Genomic DNA, 17,050 nt, shown 5'->3' on the forward strand with positions numbered 1-17,050 from the left:
TCGCGTAGATGGCTGGTCGGGGCTTGGTAGGGGGCTGGTCAGGGTTGGTCGGGGGCTTGGTCGGGCATCGCGACCTGCAAGGCCGTCGCGACGCCGCCGTGCACGAGGTAGCCCCGACCAGGGAGGGCAGCGCGGTCGACCGGCACCCGGACACCGAACACGTCCGCCCCGGCCGAGGTCTCCGGTCCGAGCAGGACCCCCGTGCGGTGTCGGGCCAGCTCCACGGTGAGGCCGCGGTACTGCGCGGCGAGGGTGCTCGCGTCGCAGCCAGCCACCAGGAGGCCGTCGTCGCGGTCGACCACTGCGGCCACCTGCCTGAGCGCGGCTTCGACTGCGGAGTCGAGCAGCTCGTCGGCGTTGTCCACCAGCACGGCCAGGTTCGGCACGTCCCGGCGCAGCGCCACGAGGCCTTGGGGCTGGGTCGGGTCGTCGCACCACGTGACCCGCGGGTCGCAACGAACGGCTCCCCAGGGACCCGGTCGGGTTGCGACAACGGCCAGACGTCGCCCCCGCCTCAGCAGCTCGGTGGCGATCATGGCGAGCGTTGTCGACACACCAGATCCGTTGCTGCCGGCCACGATCCAGCGTCGGCCATCTCGGTCGGGGGACAGGCCCTGGGCAGCGAGCTCGTCGCCACCCACACCGATCGGCACCAGGTCGTCGTGCCCGGAAGGTCTCGGCAGGGACGCGGCGCCCACCCGATCCGGGAGGGCGTCGACCCGCCAAGGCAGGCGGGTCGGGCGCTCTGCGTCCGCGAGCGAGGCCGATGGCCCCCTGCCGCGGGTGTGGGTCTTCCTCGGGTGGGTCGCGCCCGCCGCGACCGGCGTACCCGACGTGACCGCCGCTACCGCCGCTACCGGGGCGACCGCAGATGGGCTCAGTCGCGGCGACGCGAGGGCGAGCTGGACCTCGGTGCCGTCCAACAAGATGCCGCGGCCGGGCGGCTGCGAGCGGGGCACGGCCCTCGCTGGGAGGCCCGCGAGCAACAGGTCGGCCGGGTCGGCAAGCCTCAGCAGGACCCGATGGGCCGTGGCCGAGGCGGCGCGTCCGACCAGGAGGGCTCGCTCACCCGCCAGCGCTGCGGTGAGTCCCACCCCGGCTCCCTCCCGAAGCAGCCCCAACAGTCGCTCCACCACGGTGCCGTGCGCCACCTCGTCGGTGCGCTGGGCCAGCACGTCCCAGTCGTCCACGACGACCAGCAGCCCGGGAGGCGCGAGGTGGTCACCCGCCTGCCACCAGGCGGCCATCGTGGCGTGATCGCTCGCAGCGAGTCGCTGCCGGCGGTCGGCCACGTCGCGGGACAGCCTGGCGACCAGGCGCTCCAGCCTGGGCAGGTCGTCCCACCCGACGTGTGCGCCGCAGTGGGGCAGCGCCTCGAGGTGGGACAGCGAACCCCCGCTCACGGCATACACGTGCAGCCGAGTGGGGTCGAGCGCGGAGGTGGCGCCGAGGGCGACGGCCGACAGCGCACTGCTGCGTCCGCTCCCCGCGGTGCCGACGAAGCCCCAGTGACCCGGCGCAGCGAGATCGACCTCCAGCGGAAGCTGTCGCTGTGCCTCAGGCTGGTCGGCGAGCCCGATGGGAATGACGTACCCGCCTTTGGCAGACAAGTCCTCTGCCTCCAGCCGTCTCGGCAGGGGAGGCAACCACGGACTGGGTGCCGCACGTGCGCCGATCTGCGCGACAGCTTCCGCCACGACCTCGATGATGTCCGCGAGGTCCGAGCCCACCGCCTCCTGGTCGCCGGGCGCGACAGGCCACGGTGCCGGCCCGTGGTCCCACTCGACCGCCCTGACGCGTATGCCGCTGGGCGCGGCCGGGCGGGAGCGTCCGCCCGCGTGGGCTGCCTGGAAGGTCACCAGGGATCCGCCTCCGGCCCGAGCGAAACCACGCCCCGGTACGGCGCGATCGAGTCCCGCGGCATCGGGAGCGTCGATGACGTCGTCGGAGTCAGCGCGGTCGCGGACGCGCAGGGCGATGCGGAGGTTGACGTTGGCCTTGATGTCGGCCGTCACCACTCCCGCCGGTCGTTGCGTGGCGAGGATGACGTGGACGCCGAGGGACCTGCCCAGGGCGGCGACGCGGACGACCCCGTCGACGAACTGGGGGAGCTCTTCAGCCAGCGCCCTGAACTCGTCGACGACGATGACAAGTCGCGCAAGCGGACACGCTGCAGAGGTCGACGAGGACTGGTACGCAACGAAATCCGTGACCGCAGCCTCGGCGAGCAGCCGCTCACGCCGCGTGAGCTCGGCCAAGAGCGAAGCGAGGGCGCGGTCAGCGAGATGGTCATCGAGGTCGGTCACCACGCCGGCCACGTGGGGCAGGCCCTGGCACTCGCGGAAGGCTGCGCCACCCTTGTAGTCGACGAGGACGAACGAGAGGTGCTCGGGACGGTTGTGGAGCGCGAGAGAGGCGACCAGGGTCCGCAGCAGCTCCGACTTGCCGGCGCCGGTGGTGCCGGCCAGGAGAATGTGCGGCCCGTCTTCGGCAAGGTCCACGGTGAAAGGGCCCTCGGCGGTGACGCCGATCGGCACGGCCGTGCGGTGTGGTGTCCGTGCCCAGCTACGGACCAACGCGGCCGGGGCGTCGTCGGGTGCGTCCCTGTCCTGCGCGATGCCCAACAGGTGGGCAAGGCCGAGGGCTGTCGGCAGCGACTCGTCCCTTCCTCCGGGTGTCGCGTCCCGCAGCGGAGCGAGCCCCCGGCTGAGCCGGTCGGCCCACCAGGCGCCGGCCCGGTCCACGACGAGGTCGGTGGCGGCACCGCCCGGGAGGTGCAACGAGGCGCGGGCAGGGGTGGTCAGGTCGAGAACGGCCCCGGACTCGGACGGCAGCCCGGCGCGGTCCTCGTTGAGGGCGACCACGCAGATCCCGACGGACGGACCGTGCTCGAGCACCTCGGCAAGGTCGGGGAGGCCACGCAGGGCAGAGGCTCCGTCGAGGACCACCACCGTGCGAGAGCCGGACCACCGGCTGGTAGCGACGGCCGGAGCCGAGCGGCGCGCCCGGACTCGTTCGGCCAGCTGGACGACGGCGGCACGGGCGGTGCCGTCGTCGTCCAGGCCGCTGACCCACTGCCGGTTCGTTTCGCCATCCGGTTGGCGCACGTGGGGGAGTCGACTCATCCATGACCAGGCCGGGTCAGCTCGCAGTGCCCCGGCGACGAGGACGAGGTCGAGATCGAGGGGGGAGTGCAGGGCGACGAGCTGGCCGAGGACGACGCGCAGCACGCCCATCACAGCGCTGCGCTCACCGCAGACCCCCAGGACCCCGATGCCGGCCACCGAGACGGCGCACGGAACCTGTTGCACCGCAGGATGTTCCGCGCCCTGGTCGCCGGGCGGTCGGATGACCCGCACGGTCGCTGCTGTCGTGCACTGGCCGATGCTCACCGTGAGTGCGTCAGCGTCTCCGCGACGTCGCTCCCAGAGACGGGCGCCTGGCAACGTCGCGATCGCGAGGATCTCGGAGGGGTCGGGTAGCGCTCGTCGGAGTGAACGCGACTCCTCGGCGCAGGCCGCCGCCACGCGCTGTCCGGCGCTGGCAAGGTGACGTTCGTATGCCGCGTGCTCCGCGGCATACGTCCGCTTGCTCCCGAGGCGGTCGCTCAAGGCGGTGCCCGCCATCAGGAGGGGGCTCATCACCGCGAACGCAAGCATCATCGGACCGAAGAAGACCGCCATGACGGCTGCGAACGGGACCGGGAGCAGCATCGCGATCCAGGGCACGCGGGCGCGGCCGGGCGCCTCCGGCGGTGACGGCAGCGCGATCGACACGGAAGCAGTGGGCGAGAGCAGCCGGGGCCGCCTGTTGACGGCGCGGGTCCCGTCAGGTCGAGCACTGAGCGCGGCCGGAACCGCGGCCGCCGGACGCAGGACCAGCACGGTGTCGCCGACCTTGACGGTCGTACGGACCACCAGGTGAACGGGTTCTGAGCCGACAGGGGCACCATCGAGGTCGGTGCCGTTGGTCGACCCGAGGTCGGCAAGGGTGATGTCGTCGACCGTCACCCGGACAGCAGCGTGCAGCCGAGACAGTCGCTGGTCGTCGAGACCGATGGTCGCCTCGTCGGAGCGACCCACGGTGTAGTACCCCGGTGCCAGCTCGACCGTCCGACCGGCGTCGGGTCCATGGGCGATCGCCAGGGCGACCGGGGTGCGCGGGGAGCTGCGGGCAGGGGGCCCGAGCGGACGCCTGGAGGCGAGGGCGATCGCCGCACCGTCGACGAGCAGCCCCAGCCCCAGCAAGGCGTCGTCGGCGACGGGGATCCCGCCGATCCAGATGACCGGGTCCCGCAGCTCGTCGCGCGTCTGGTCGGCCACGAGGTGCGGTGCGTGGTCGGCCAGGAGGTCCCCCAAGGCGGTGGCCAGGTCGGACGAGGTGGCACCCACGGGAGCCTCGACCTCGACCTCGACCTCGACGGGTCGGGGCGACGGCGCGACCCGTCCTGTGGAACGGCGCACGACCGTCAGCTGTAGTCGCATGCCACGACCGTAGGCAGGGAGCGGAAGGGGTCCATGTGGTTATCCACCACTGTGGACGACAAGGACCGAGCCGGTACGTTACCCCCTAGTGTTCCGTGGACGTCCGCAACCGGAGGCAGACGAGGGGTTTGCCGACCGGGGTCTGGGACGTTGTCGACGTGTTCACGCCGGGGGATGCCCTGAGCTCGGTCGCCTGCCTGCACCCCTCTGACCTGCGGCGTTGCTCGATCACGACGGGCGCGCCTGTTAGCCTGACCGCGTGCGGGCGGTCGCCATCCCGCGGTGGACACGGGGGGTGGGGCGCCCTCCGCCGGGACCGTGCGTTCTCGCGTTCCTGCTGACCGTGGTCGGCGCTACGCCGCTGCTGTGGAATGGTCGATACTTCTTCCGCGGCGATACCCAGATCGCGTACCTGGGCTGGTGGTACCACTTGGGCGAAGCCGTGCGCGAGGGCCATCTCCCCCTCATGGAACCCTTGGCCTGGGAGGCCGGAAACTACGCCGCGGAAGGACAGTGGGGACTGTTCAGCCCCCTGACGATCCTCATCGGCGTGTTGGCCACGGTCGTGCCCGACGTCGTCGTGTTCGTCACGGTGTTGAAGATCGGGCTCATCGTTCTCGGTGGCGTCGGCACGTACCTGGTCGCCACCAGCTACGGCGCCCGTGAGCCCTTCGCCCTCGTGGCCGGACTCGTCGTGGGGCTCTCCGGCCAGTCGGTGTTCCAGGACTGGCCCTCGTGGGTCAACGGTCACATGGGGGCGGCACTCCTGCCCTGGGCGTGGTGGTTCATCCGGCGGGCGATGGCGGGGCGCAGCCCGGCGGGCGCGCTGATCCTGTGCTACCTGGTTGCCGCCGTCGGCTACGTCTACTGCGCGATGTGGCTGACGGTGATCTTGCTCGGCTGTCTGGTCGACGCGGCGCTGTCCCGCTCCCGACCAGAGCTGTTCACGGTCGTCGGCCTCTTGACCTTCAGTGGGTTGGTCTCGGTTGCGGTGTATCTGCCTGGCCTGCTGACCTCGCCCGTGACGATGAGGGACTCGTGGGCGGTGGTAGGGCGGGGCGGGTTCACGGTGGACCTCCAAAGCCTCTTCTCGTCGATGTTGCCGACGCGGAAGAGGAGCTACCTCGTCTGGCTCCTCCCAGCGGTCCTGTGGATGGACCTCGGACGGCTCCGGCGCTCGTCGCGCGACCTGGCTGGCGCAGCTGTGGCGACGGCGGTCCTCCTCCTGTGGGTGCTCGGTCCGAGCGCTGTCGGGCCGTTGCGGTGGCCGATGCGCGTCGTGCCGGCCCTGATGGTGCCCCTCGTCGTGCTTCTCGCCGTAGTTGCCTCTCGATGCCTCCCGACGCGGGTCTCCCGGTCTCGCCTGATCCTGTCGCTCGCGTGGGTGTGCGGAGCCGCCTACGTCGTGGTGGCCCGTGACCCGGGCCAAGGCAAGCAGGCAGCGCTGGGTGTGGTGCTTCTGGGCCTGGCCCTGGGGATGACGGCCTGGTCACTCGGCTATCAAGGGGCGCGCACGACAACGGGCGTTGTCCTGGCCTGGACGGTGGCGTTGTTCGTCGTCCTCTTCGCCCTCTACCCGGTTCCTCCCGCAGCCGATCGACACATGCCTGCGGCGCCGGCGCAGTATGGCGGCCGGATCCCATCGGCCCGTGGCGACGTCATGGTCCTTGGAGAAGCAGGGGGTCAGATCCAACTCAACCCGGCCATCGCTGACGAACTTCTCATCGGTTCGTCGTGGTACCTGGGGCGCGGGGATGTCCAGAACGGGTACTCAACCATCAGGTTCCGCAGGTTCAGCGAAAGGTTCTGCCGAACGGTCAACGGTGGCACGTGCGCCAGGGCGCTGAGCGCGCTGATGTCGACCGAACCCACGACGGGCCGGCCATGGGCTGACCTCCTCTCGGTCAGCTCCGTGGTCCTGTACCGCCCGTCCTTTCCGACGACGGACCTCATGCGTCCACCACAGGGGTGGAGGGTGGCCGGGGTGACGACCCACACCGTTGTCTGGACGCGAAACCACGCCGTCCCCTCGGCCGGGGGTGTGGTGGCGACCTCCGCGGGCGTCGTCGTGGACCGGGAGTCCGTGTCCGATCGCGTGGTCAGACTACGAGTGACCAGTTCGGGGTCGGGTCGTGGAACGGTCACCTTCAGCCGCCTCGCCTGGCCGGGCTACTCCACCGAGGGCGCCGAGCGGGTGGCGCCGGTCAGCGGCATGCTCCTGCGGGTGGCACTGCCTCCCGGTTCGAAAGGCTCCACCATCACCCTGCGATGGGACCCGCCCGGTTGGACGGTTGAGCTGTCGGCACTGTCGACGGCTGTCCTCGGCGGAGTGGCGTGGATCCTCTGGTTCTGGGCTGACCGGTCGCGGTGGCGCCGACGCGAGCCACTGGTCGAGTGACACTCGCTCGACCTCGGGAACGAGGCTGACCGGCCGAGGGGAGTGTCCGGGCGGTTGCCCCGTGCCCTGTGGACGGGCAGGAGCGGGCTGGAAAGTTACCCGCTAGTATGACGCAGACGTCCGCAGCCGGAGGCAAACGAGGGGTTCGCCTACCAGGGGGGTTGGGACGTCCTGGGGGGATGAGATGGACGCTGTCATGACCGTTGAGTCCGAAGTTCGGGAGCTCATCCGCCGGTCAGGGGTTGACCCTGTCCGGGACGTGGGGGAGCTGGACCGACTCGTGCGCGACGCGGTGGCCGACTACGACGAGCGCTCGCTGCACGGGAGCCTTCCGGCACTGGCCGACCTCGAGCACGCGGTGAAGTCGGTGAAGGACGCGGTGGCGGGGTTCGGTCCGCTGCAGCCCTACTTCGACGACCCCGAGATCGAGGAGATCTGGATCAACGAGCCCACGAAGGTGTTCGTTGCCCGTGGAGGAGTCTCCGAGCTGACCACCACGATGTTGACGGCCGACTCCGTCCGCGACCTCGTCGAAAGGATGCTCAAGACGAGTGGTCGGCGGGTCGACCTGTCGAGTCCGTTCGTCGACGCCGTCCTCCCGGACGGGTCACGCCTCCACGTGGTCATCCCGGACATCACCCGGGCGCACTGGTCGGTCAACATCCGCAAGTTCGTGGTCCGTGCAGCGCACCTCGACGACCTGGTCGGGCTCGGCACCCTGACGCCGCACGCCGCGCGTTTCCTGGGCGCCGCCGTCGCCTCCGGGCTCAACATCCTCGTGGCGGGAGGGACCCGCACGGCTTGGGTCCGGGTATGTTCTTAGATCGTCTGCCTGCCTGATGGCGGGCCTCCCGAATCTTGTCGGACCGTCCCGATAGTGTGACGCGGAGCGAGCGCCACGGCGGTGCGGGGAGAGGCAGACATGGGCGTGTCCACGGCAGCGAAGAAGCGAAATCTCGATGCGGCCAAAGCAGCCAAGAACGACGAGTTCTACACCCAGTGGGCCGACATCGAGCGGGAGATGAACGCCTACCTGGAGTACGACCCAGACGCGTTCCGCGGGAAGGTCGTACTCCTGCCGTGCGACGACCCGGAGTGGTCCAACTTCGCGAAGTTCTTCGCCCTCCACTTCGCCGACTACGGCATCAAGCGGTTGGTCTCTACCTCGTACGCCCCAGACAGCAACCCCGCTGGCGAGTTCTACCGGCCGACGTTGTTCGAGTCGGACAGCCCTGCTTTCGACGCTTCTATGGACCGCATCCGGGGCAAGAAGTTTGTGCTGGAAGCGAAGGATGTAAACGCGGACGGTGTCATCAACATCGACGACCTCCAGTGGGAATACCTCGACGGTGACGGTGACTTCCGCAGCGAGGAGGTCACCGCTCTGCGTGACGAGGCGGACATGGTCATCACCAACCCGCCGTTCAGCCTGTTCCGTGCGTTTCTTGCGTGGGTCGTCGAAGCGGACAAGAAGTTCTCGATGATCGGCAACAGCAACGCCGTGACCTACGTTGAGGCGTTCCCGCTCATCCAGGACAACAAGATGTGGAAGGGCGCCACGGCCAACCACACGGACATGGTGTTCGGTGTGCCCAAGGGGACCGAGGTCAACGAGGCGGATCGCCTTAAGGCGGAGAGGCTCGGCTACCCGTCGGACGACGAGCGCGACTACACCAGGCTCGGGAACTCGTGCTGGTTCACGAACATTGACCATGGGCGGCGTCACGAGGCCCTGCAACTGATGACAATGGCTGACAACGTCAAGTTCAGTCGGCACAAGGACGTTCGGGGGACCGGCTACCGTCGCTACTACAACTACGACGCCATTGAGGTCCCGCATGTTGATGCGATCCCGGCGGACTTCCAGGGCGTAATGGGGGTCCCGATCACCTTCCTGGACAGGTACAACCCGGACCAGTTCGAGATCGTCGGAAGTTCCGAGGACATGGAGCAGATGGGCGCGCTCGGTGCTAAGCCGCTCGGGCCGGACTTCGTGCGGACCTACTTTGAGCAAGGCGGGACGGGCAGTATCAGTGCGGGCCACCGGAAGCTTGGCCTGACCGAGCCGCGCTACTACGTTCCCTTTAAGCGCATCCTTATTCGACACAAGGCCACGCAGTGATCACCGACCTCAAGCACTTCACCGTCGCGGAGGTCCTCGACGGATTCGTCTACAACGAGCTGGAGGCGAAGGGGCTGTTTGGGCTCTCCGGACGACTCACCATCCAGCCCGAGTACCAGCGGCACTACATCTACGGTGACGGCAAGAGGGACGTCGGCGTCATCGACTCGATCCTGAAGGGCTACCCGCTCGGTCTGATCTACTTCAACGTGGTGGGAGACCGCTTAGAAGTGCTCGACGGACAACAGCGCATCACTAGCATCGGGCGGTTCGTAACCGGCAAGTTCGCCATCAAACTGGCCGGGCGCGAGCAGACGTTCACCTCCCTTCCGCCCGAGGAACGGCAGAAGATCCTCGACTCCGATCTGCTCGTCTACGAGTGCACAGGGACGGAAATAGAGATCAAGGAGTGGTTCGAGACGATCAATATCGCCGGCATCCCGCTCAACGCCCAGGAGTTGCTGAACGCGATCTACTCAGGCCCGTTCGTGACGCTGGCCAAGGCGGAGTTCAGCAACTCGGCGAACGCCAACCTCCAGAAGTGGAACGCCTACATCAAGAAGGCCGACCCGAAGCGGCAGGAGGTACTCGCGATCGCGCTCGACTGGGTCGCCACCTCGAAGTCGATGACTGTCGACGCGTACCTCGCCCAGCACCGGAGTGACGACAACATCACCGAGTTGAAGACGTACTTCACGACGGTCATCGACTGGATCGTCTCGGTGTTCACCCGCTCGCCCGACAAGGAGATGAAGGGCCTGGAGTGGGATCGGCTGTACGAGACCTATCACTCGACCTCGTACAACCCGGCGGCAGTCGATGCCGAGGTCTCGCGCCTGCGTAGTGACGCGTTCGTGGACAACCACCGAGGGATCTACGAGTACGTGCTCGGAGGCGAGACCGACACCAAGCTGCTGTCGATCCGCGTGTTTGACGACAGGACCATCGCTCTCCGATATCAGCAGCAGACCGATAAGGCGACCGCCGATGGGGTTTCCAACTGCCCGCTGTGCGCAATCGGCGAGAACGCCAACAAGACGCGGATCTACAAGTTGACCGAGATGGACGCCGACCACGTGGACGCCTGGTCTAAGGGCGGCGCCACTGACATCAGCAACTGCGAGATGCTGTGCGTGACACACAACCGGGCCAAGGGCAACCGGTAGGTCGGACGCGCTGCGCGTTATCCGACCACCCACCTGTCTTGCGTAGGGGTGACCTAACCGTCCGCCCTTGCGCTGCTCGGCCGTTCAGCGTCCTGCAAGACGACGTGGAAGGCGGGCACGATACACCGCCCCGTGCCGCGGGGGTCCACTACTAGCGGTACGGACAGTACAGAACGTGACCCGAGCCGCGGGTGCTGTAGTGGGTGCATGTACAGCCGCATGACGATCGGGGATGCCGCGTGGGAAGACCCCGCCCGGTTCGCGCGGTTCTACCGCGACCCAGCCAACCGCGACTACATGGCCGAGTACGCGAGCGCTGCATGGGATTACGTCGGCGGCTGCACCCGTTACCTCGGCCGTGCGGCGTGGCGGGACCTGTTCCAGCGAGCCGGTTACCGGGAAGACGACCGGCCCGCGGAGCGTCCCACCGAGCCCATGCTGTTGTGGCGCGGCGCGCCCTCCGAGCACCGTGCGCGCTGGTCGTGGACGCCGAATCGCGACCTAGCAATCGGGTTCGTCGTGAACGCCCCGTTCCACGAGGAGATGGGCGACCTGTGGTGCGCGATGGTTGAGCCGTGGCGCCTGCTGGCCAAGATCACGAACGGAGACGACTACGTCGAGTACGTCGTGGACACTGAGGGGCTGCGAATCGTCAGTGACAGCGAGCGGATCCGAACCGATCTAGTCGAGGTGCTGTAGACGCAGCACCGCCCACCGGAGGGAACCATCTCCGGTGGGCGGTGCGGGGGACGGGCGCAGGTCCGGCTGAGATTAGGAAGCTCCGGCCTTCGCTCCCCGACGGGCAAGGACTGATCCGAAGAGCAGCCCGCGGGGTGACGTTGACGCCCGGGTCAGGGTCAGGCGACGGTCGCCTGCACGACGCCAGCGGGGCGCAGGACGCCCATCTGGAACCGACCTTCGGCGCGACCCACGACCTGGTTCTTCTCGAACCCGCCCGCGGCGTAGCCGAACCGGAAGTCGATCACTCCGTCGGTGAACAGCTTCACGCTGTCCTGCGACAGCACGTATGCCTTCGCGCCAGCGCCGCTCGGGACCGACGTGCTGAGCGCCACCGGGACGCCCCACACCTGCCGCTTGCTGCGGTCGATGGGGAGTGCCTGGTCGGTGTTTCGGAGCAGGTAGCCACCCGTGGCGCCGCCCTCGCGGAGCAGTTCGATGGCCTCCCATGTGACCGGGTTCATCACGACGAGGAACGGGGTCAGCGAGAGGGTCTCCAGAGACGTGATCGCCTTCCTGATGGTGGTCAGCGCGTCCGTGACCAGCGCCTGCAGCTGGATGCCGGAGGTGAGTGCGATGCCGTGGAGGTTCGGGCTGACGCCGTCACCCGTGAGCGCCTGCGCTGCAACGGCTTCCGCGAGCCCTCCGACCATCTCCAGCCGGAGCCACTGGGACAGGGACGAGTTGTCCTTGATCCAGTACTCGGGGATCGGCTCGCTGATGTGCGCGACGACCTCCAGCTTGTCATCGACCCGGGTGAGGGTGAAGACCGAGGTCGGCTTGGTGCCACCGGTCGCGACGGGCGCGGCGTTGTTGGTGCGAGTCGTCTCGCGGAGGTAGTTGAACGTCGACGCGACGACCTGCGCCGGGATCGACTCCATGAACGACACCGGGGCGCGCTCCTTGAGCACCGTCAGGTCGATGAAGTCGGACGGAGTGACGGCCGAGCCGACAGCCAGCAGCGACTTGACGTTGGTCGGGCTGTCGCCGTCGGCGTTCAGGATGCGCGACGCGACTCCCTTGAACGACAGCGCCCGGGTGTTGTCGTCGTCGTTGGAGGCCTCGCTGTAGGAGTCGAAACCCTTGAACAGCTCGGCGTCCGCGTCGGCCTTGGCCTTCACGTCGGCGAGCCGCTGGATCTCGGACTGGTGGCCTTCCAGCGCCTTGCGCTCGTTGACCGTGACGTCGCGGCCAGCGGCCTTCGCCTCGGTGATGATCGCCTGTCCAGCCTTGACGTGCTCGGTGATCTGCTCGTGCAGTGACTTGGTCTTCATGGCGGAACCGTCCCCTTCTGGGACTCGAAGTGATGAGGGGAGTCGTCACGGAGGCGGGCGCTCAACGAACGAGCCTGGCACTCAACGGGATTCGACTCGGTGGCGGTGTCACGGGCGTTGGCCCTTCCGGCTCCTCGGCCGACTCGCGTCGGTGTTGGCCTTCCGGGCTCCTAGGCTGGCGTCCTGCTACCTGAGCCGAATGCTACTGTGCCGCAACGGATTTCGGCTAGTGGGGCTCGCCGGGGGAATCCCTACTATCTCGGGGGGGCATTCGGAACACGTTCCAGTGCATCGGCATCCGGGAATCCCTACACCCGTGGGGGTATTTTTCCCAAAACTCGCAGCATCACACGCGTTGTTACCGGCGCGCACATCCAGAGGACGGTCGCTTGCGGCAGTCTACGCCCCTACCCCCACAGCGCGTCCTCTCCAGTCCTCGCTGCGTCCTTGGCCGCGCAGTCCGGGGCACCTCGGTCACGCGGGGTCTCATGAGACCTCCTCGGCCGCTTTAGCGAGCAGGTACTCACTGACGACCAGCCGGATGCGCGGCTCCTTTGCCTCGAGTTCCCGAGCCAGTGCTCGTGCGAGCGACCACGCGAGGTGGCGCGGGTTGACGTCAGCCTCGTTGAGCAGCGCGACGAACGCGGCCATGTCGTTGTCGAGTGCCGCGACGAGAGCCCGAGCGTGGGTCTGTGTCTTGGTCATGACGGTCTGTCCTTCCTGTCGTTCCTCGGGGGGACGGCGATAGCGAGCGGCGAAGCACTCGTCGCTACACACGACGCGCCGACGCCCGGACAGCGGTCGGCCGCACTCGGTGCAGAAGCGACGGGTGGCGAGGTCCTTGCGCTGCTCGGGGACAGGCCCGTGGTCCACGCCTCCCCACACACCAGCCGTCTCACCGCGGCCTGCCTCCTGGCACAGCCCGAACACCGGGCAGTCGGTGCACAGCTTGGCTGCCACGGCGCGGACGAGCGGGTCGTCAGAGGTGAAGCGCGGGTCGCTGTCACAGGCGGTCGGCTCGGGGAGGCTAGCCAGCGCGAATCGGAGGTCTACCTGCGCTGCCGTGCGTGCCCTCATGACCACGGTCCCGCGTCGATGCGGTCGGTGTCGTACGGACCGAGTTCGTCCATCCGGCGCTCCCTCTCGCCGAAGACAACGAACGGGTAGCAGTCCGTCTCGGGCCGCTGCTCGTCCTCGTCGTCTTCGGGTGTGGTGGGGTTGGTGGTGTCAGGCATGACGAACCTCCTTGGTTCGATCGGTGATTGGTGTGAGCCCATGCCGCAGCGGAGCCGAACACGTTGCGACACGGGCAGTTCGATCCGCCCCGGGGCGGATACCTGAGGTGAGACGAGCCGCCCACCGGCAGCGGGTACCCGCCCTCCGCCCCTATAGGCGGATGGGCGGATACATCCGCCCGTTCGCCCCGAGGTGTAGGGGCGGATAGGGGCGGATGGGCGGATAGCCTCGTGGTTAGTCCTCATTCGAGTCCTCCCCGGCGAGCCAGTAATAGGTGCCGCGTCCGCGCTGGCGGGCGACCAGCTGGCCCGTGTCGGTGAGCCGGTCGCGCGCCTCGCGGATGGGGTCGTTCTTGCCGGCGATGCCTTCCTCGATGGCGGTCTTGGTGCAGCCCGGGTTCTCCCCGACGAAGGCCAGCACCTCGGCCTGGAACCTGAAGCCGCGCTCCTGCTTCCGCGAGCCACCACCGAGCGACAGGTGCCGGGTCTCGGGGTCGTAGGTCAGCCGCGACTCGGGGTGCTCCACGTCCCGTCCGTACGCCTTGAAGTAGCGACGCGACACGGGGTCGTCAGGGTCCTCACGGACGAGTGACCACACGGCGTCGGGCCAGTCGAGGATGCGGGAGTCGCCGCGGGACCGCTCGTTGCTGTGGCCCATGTGATGCACGACCAGCAGCTCGCTGATACCGGCCTCGCGGACAAGCTCGTCCAGCGCCTCAAGGAAGCGACCGGCGTCCTTGTCCTCGCTGAGCCCCAGCGCGTCCAGCGCCGGACGGAGGCAGTCGAACACGAGCACGTCCGCCGACCCCAGCGCCTCCGCCCAGCGCGAGCGGACCCCGGGGTCGAGGATGTTGAACGACGACAGCCGCCCCCGCAGGGAGAGCAGGTCAACGGAATCCACCTTGCCGATGTCCTGGTCGCGCAGCCAGCGGCGCCACATGCCCGGGCTGAGTTCGTTGTCCACCAGCACGATCCGGTCGGCCTGCGCGGTGAAGAACTCGTCCAGGAACGGTTCGCCGTCTGCCAGCGCCCGCGCGAGGTTGCCTGTCACTGTCGTCTTTCCGGCCTTCTGCGCCGCGGCGAACACGACCCGGCCACCGCTCGGCCACAGCCGGTCCACGCGGTAGGCGACTTCCTCGTCCGGCTCGTCGAGGAAGTCCGACAGGTGAGTCAGCGAGGGGATGTCCACCCTGATGCCGCTCTCCCCGTCGTAGATCCGCTTGGCCTCGTCGCGCGCCCGCATGTAGTTGAGCTGGTCAGTGACCCTTTTGACGTAAGAAACCTGATCAGGCTTGAGCTTCGGGATCAGATCGAGCATCAGTCCCACACCGTCCGGGTGCTGCCCGAGGTAGAGGCGCAGGTAGTCCTCGTCGGGCATCATCGCGGCGACCTGCCGCAGCGTGATGCCGTCCTCCCCGGGCGGCTCGGCCGCTGCGTCCTGCCGCTTCCAGTAGGCGATCTCCTCCGGCGTCGCGTCGTCCGGGTAGTCGTTGCGGCTCATGACGATCCGCCACCTCCCCGGCGACGCAGGGTCGCCTGTAGAGCAGCGCCGAGCCGGTCCCGCCGCACCGTAGACTTGAGGTCAGTCCTGCTGGCGCGGACTTTGGAGGCGGATCGGTTCTTGAGAGCCGGTCCGCTTTCCGTTGCAGTCATCGGGAACCGCCTCCCCGCAGCATCCCCGCGAGGTAGGCCAGCTGCTCCTCGGTCGGCTCGGAAGCCGACAGCTCCTCGCTGATCGCGCGCCGCAGCTTGGCGAAGGCGAGGTTGCCCTTGGCGCGGGCGAGCCGGTCAGGGTCCCCCTTGCCTCCGCCGCGGCTCATCCGGTAGGCCACCGCGAGCTGCGAGCGAGCCCTCCGAACCTCGTGTGCCAGGTCCTCTTTCATGCGAAACTCCCGTTCTGCTGGTAGGTCGCCCGGTGGGGCGGCTCTTCAGAACGGGAGTCGGGTTCAGCGGATATCGATTCAGCGGTAGAGCCGCTGGCGCGGGCATCTAATACGGCGAGTATACCCGGGGACCCTCGGATCGCCTAGACACGGCGCATCGGAAGTCGTTGCGGTACAAGGGAATCCGCGCGCTATTGCTCAGACAGATAGGTCGCGGACGTGCTAGGTCAGACAGCCCAGGAGGCGAGCGTCTCGTCATCGGGCGCATCGGTCGGGCCGAGGTCCTCCGGGACCTTCCACTCGAACGACATCCGCGCGAGCAGCTGCGCCTCGGTCCGGCGACCCGGCTTCCCGCGCGTGATCGTGATCCGGTGGAGCGCGTCCCCGACCACGTCACGCTTGTCCTCGTCGGTGGTCGCGGCAGCCCAGTCCTCCACGAAGTAGTTCGCCGGGGTGTACACCGGCTCGACACGAGTCGGCATGTCCCGAGCCTGACGCCGCAGCTCCCTCAGAGCCTTGATCTGCTCGGCGAGCCGGTCATACTCGGCGTCGTCGTCGGTGGCGTTCTGCGTCGCTTGCAGGTCCCGTATCGTCCGCTCCAGCTCGGCCAACTCCACCGCGCCGCCCTCTACCGCCTCGTGCACGACGGTCCAGCGGACCCGGTCGCCCTTCTGCCGCAGGAACTCCCGCACCACCGCGTCCTCGAAGTTGCTGATCGCGTGAGAGCAATCGGGGCAGTAGTACCCGGGCCGTCGCTGAATCGTGCCGCGCCACATGCGGACCGGCTCGTCGTGCTCGCCGCAGTACACGAGCCCGCTGAGCATCCCGCTCGTCTTGGCGCGCAGCGCCCTCGGCTTGGACTGGGCGGTGTCGCGGTTGTCCAGCAGGGCGATCATGGTGTCCCAGTCGCGCTTCGGCATCACCGCGAGGTCCTCATCGACCAGCGGCAGTCCGGTGGCCGCGTCGCGTAGGACCTCATTGCCGCGGATCTTCGTGTCGCTGTTGCCCGGGTTGAACGGCGTCATCCCCGCGAGTACCGGGTGCCGCAGGATCCGCTCGACGGTCGAGTAGACCCAGTCGCCCTTGCCCGTCGGCGTGGGCGCGCCGACCTCGTCCAGCCACTGCACGGTGCTGTAGACGGACCGCCCGGCGAGCGTCCGCCGAGCCGCCTCGCGGACGTAACCGATCCGCTCCGGGTCCTGCGCCAGCACGTACCCCGGGCCGTCCGGGTTCGGCACGGACCGCCACCCGTAGGGGATCGTCCCGCCGACCACCCGGCCGGAGCGAACCAGGTGCGACCGGGCAGCCTTGACCCGAGCCGAGATCGCGGCAGCTTCCATCTCCCCGAACACCGCCAGCATCTGCGCGAACCCGCGACCCTCCGCCGTGGTCATGTCGATGGTCTGCTCCACGCCGACGATGCCGGCTCCGCGGGCCTGGAGCGCCTCGTCGGCGTGAAGGAAGTCGAGCACCCGGCGCGCCAGCCGGTCCACCTTCCACACGATCACCGCGTCGTAGCGGGTTGGGGACCTCATGAGCGCCTGCCAGCCCGCGCGGTCCTCCGGCTTGTTGTGCGTCGCTGATACGCCGTCATCGCGAAACGTGCCGACGACCTGCCAGCCGCGGGCAGCGGCATACTGCTCGGCAGCTTCGACCTGGCGCTCGATGCTGACGGACTCCTCCGAGGTGACGGAGATGCGTGCGTAGATGACCGCCCTGCGTTCCCGGTTCGTGCTCATACCGGGAACGC

Annotated in this window: 11 protein-coding genes and 1 pseudogene; 5 read left to right on the top strand and 7 right to left on the bottom strand. The window is 68.5% G+C overall.

The features are described from left to right. Window positions 1-38: 38 nt before the first annotated feature. On the bottom strand, window positions 39-4,484 hold the full coding sequence (locus AC1DWP_RS13885; RefSeq protein WP_477615060.1) for an FtsK/SpoIIIE domain-containing protein: 4,446 nt from the start codon (window positions 4,482-4,484) through the stop codon (window positions 39-41). A gap of 259 nt (window positions 4,485-4,743) precedes the next feature. On the opposite strand from AC1DWP_RS13885, the gene AC1DWP_RS13890 reads away from it, so the two are divergent. From AC1DWP_RS13890 to AC1DWP_RS13910, 5 genes and pseudogenes are all read left to right on the top strand, one after another. Then, window positions 4,744-6,882, top strand: coding sequence for a hypothetical protein (locus AC1DWP_RS13890; protein WP_477615061.1), 2,139 nt, complete (start codon window positions 4,744-4,746; stop codon window positions 6,880-6,882). Window positions 6,883-7,066: 184 nt separating this feature from the next. Then, window positions 7,067-7,678 (top strand): annotated as a pseudogene (locus AC1DWP_RS13895) (ATPase, T2SS/T4P/T4SS family); the annotation flags it as partial. A 126-nt stretch (window positions 7,679-7,804) separates the two neighbouring features. After that, window positions 7,805-9,004: an adenine-specific methyltransferase EcoRI family protein gene (locus tag AC1DWP_RS13900; RefSeq protein ID WP_477615062.1), complete on the top strand. Its 1,200-nt coding sequence runs from the start codon at window positions 7,805-7,807 to the stop codon at window positions 9,002-9,004. After that, window positions 9,001-10,170: a GmrSD restriction endonuclease domain-containing protein gene (locus AC1DWP_RS13905; protein WP_477615063.1), complete on the top strand. Its 1,170-nt coding sequence runs from the start codon at window positions 9,001-9,003 to the stop codon at window positions 10,168-10,170. The genes AC1DWP_RS13900 and AC1DWP_RS13905 overlap by 4 nt, the downstream gene beginning before the upstream one ends. A gap of 207 nt (window positions 10,171-10,377) precedes the next feature. Beyond that, window positions 10,378-10,869, top strand: a complete 492-nt coding sequence (locus AC1DWP_RS13910; protein WP_477615064.1) for a hypothetical protein — start codon at window positions 10,378-10,380, stop codon at window positions 10,867-10,869. A 158-nt stretch (window positions 10,870-11,027) separates the two neighbouring features. On the opposite strand, the gene AC1DWP_RS13915 is transcribed toward AC1DWP_RS13910, so the two are convergent. The 6 genes from AC1DWP_RS13915 to AC1DWP_RS13940 form a co-directional block, all read right to left on the bottom strand. Then, window positions 11,028-12,182, bottom strand: coding sequence for a phage major capsid protein (locus AC1DWP_RS13915; RefSeq protein ID WP_477615065.1), 1,155 nt, complete (start codon window positions 12,180-12,182; stop codon window positions 11,028-11,030). A 486-nt stretch (window positions 12,183-12,668) separates the two neighbouring features. Then, window positions 12,669-13,259, bottom strand: coding sequence for a hypothetical protein (locus AC1DWP_RS13920; RefSeq protein ID WP_477615066.1), 591 nt, complete (start codon window positions 13,257-13,259; stop codon window positions 12,669-12,671). Then, window positions 13,256-13,417: a hypothetical protein gene (locus AC1DWP_RS13925; RefSeq protein WP_477615067.1), complete on the bottom strand. Its 162-nt coding sequence runs from the start codon at window positions 13,415-13,417 to the stop codon at window positions 13,256-13,258. Before AC1DWP_RS13925 ends, AC1DWP_RS13920 begins: the two co-directional genes overlap by 4 nt. A 235-nt stretch (window positions 13,418-13,652) precedes the next feature. Continuing rightward, complete coding sequence (locus AC1DWP_RS13930; RefSeq protein ID WP_477615068.1) at window positions 13,653-14,918, bottom strand: ATP-binding protein; 1,266 nt, start codon at window positions 14,916-14,918, stop codon at window positions 13,653-13,655. Window positions 14,919-15,066: 148 nt separating this feature from the next. Beyond that, the gene (locus tag AC1DWP_RS13935; RefSeq protein WP_477615069.1) at window positions 15,067-15,300 is read right to left on the bottom strand and encodes a hypothetical protein; all 234 of its coding nucleotides are present in this window, start codon (window positions 15,298-15,300) and stop codon (window positions 15,067-15,069) included. A gap of 227 nt (window positions 15,301-15,527) precedes the next feature. Continuing rightward, window positions 15,528-17,039 (bottom strand): recombinase family protein, encoded by a 1,512-nt coding sequence (locus tag AC1DWP_RS13940; RefSeq protein ID WP_477615070.1) that lies wholly within the window; start codon window positions 17,037-17,039, stop codon window positions 15,528-15,530. Window positions 17,040-17,050: the final 11 nt, after the last annotated feature.

The organism is Pedococcus sp. P2_F6 (assembly GCF_056403675.1).

Bases quoted from the DNA above. Each gene is read 5' to 3' on its own strand.
- AC1DWP_RS13885 (WP_477615060.1), bottom strand. From the start codon at position 4,484: ATGCGACTACAGCTGACGGTCGTGCGCCGTTCCACAGGACGGGTCGCG.
- AC1DWP_RS13900 (WP_477615062.1), top strand. From the start codon at position 7,805: ATGGGCGTGTCCACGGCAGCGAAGAAGCGAAATCTCGATGCGGCCAAA.
- AC1DWP_RS13910 (WP_477615064.1), top strand. From the start codon at position 10,378: ATGTACAGCCGCATGACGATCGGGGATGCCGCGTGGGAAGACCCCGCC.
- AC1DWP_RS13915 (WP_477615065.1), bottom strand. From the start codon at position 12,182: ATGAAGACCAAGTCACTGCACGAGCAGATCACCGAGCACGTCAAGGCT.
- AC1DWP_RS13920 (WP_477615066.1), bottom strand. From the start codon at position 13,259: ATGAGGGCACGCACGGCAGCGCAGGTAGACCTCCGATTCGCGCTGGCT.
- AC1DWP_RS13925 (WP_477615067.1), bottom strand. From the start codon at position 13,417: ATGCCTGACACCACCAACCCCACCACACCCGAAGACGACGAGGACGAG.
- AC1DWP_RS13930 (WP_477615068.1), bottom strand. From the start codon at position 14,918: ATGAGCCGCAACGACTACCCGGACGACGCGACGCCGGAGGAGATCGCC.
- AC1DWP_RS13935 (WP_477615069.1), bottom strand. From the start codon at position 15,300: ATGAAAGAGGACCTGGCACACGAGGTTCGGAGGGCTCGCTCGCAGCTC.
- AC1DWP_RS13940 (WP_477615070.1), bottom strand. From the start codon at position 17,039: ATGAGCACGAACCGGGAACGCAGGGCGGTCATCTACGCACGCATCTCC.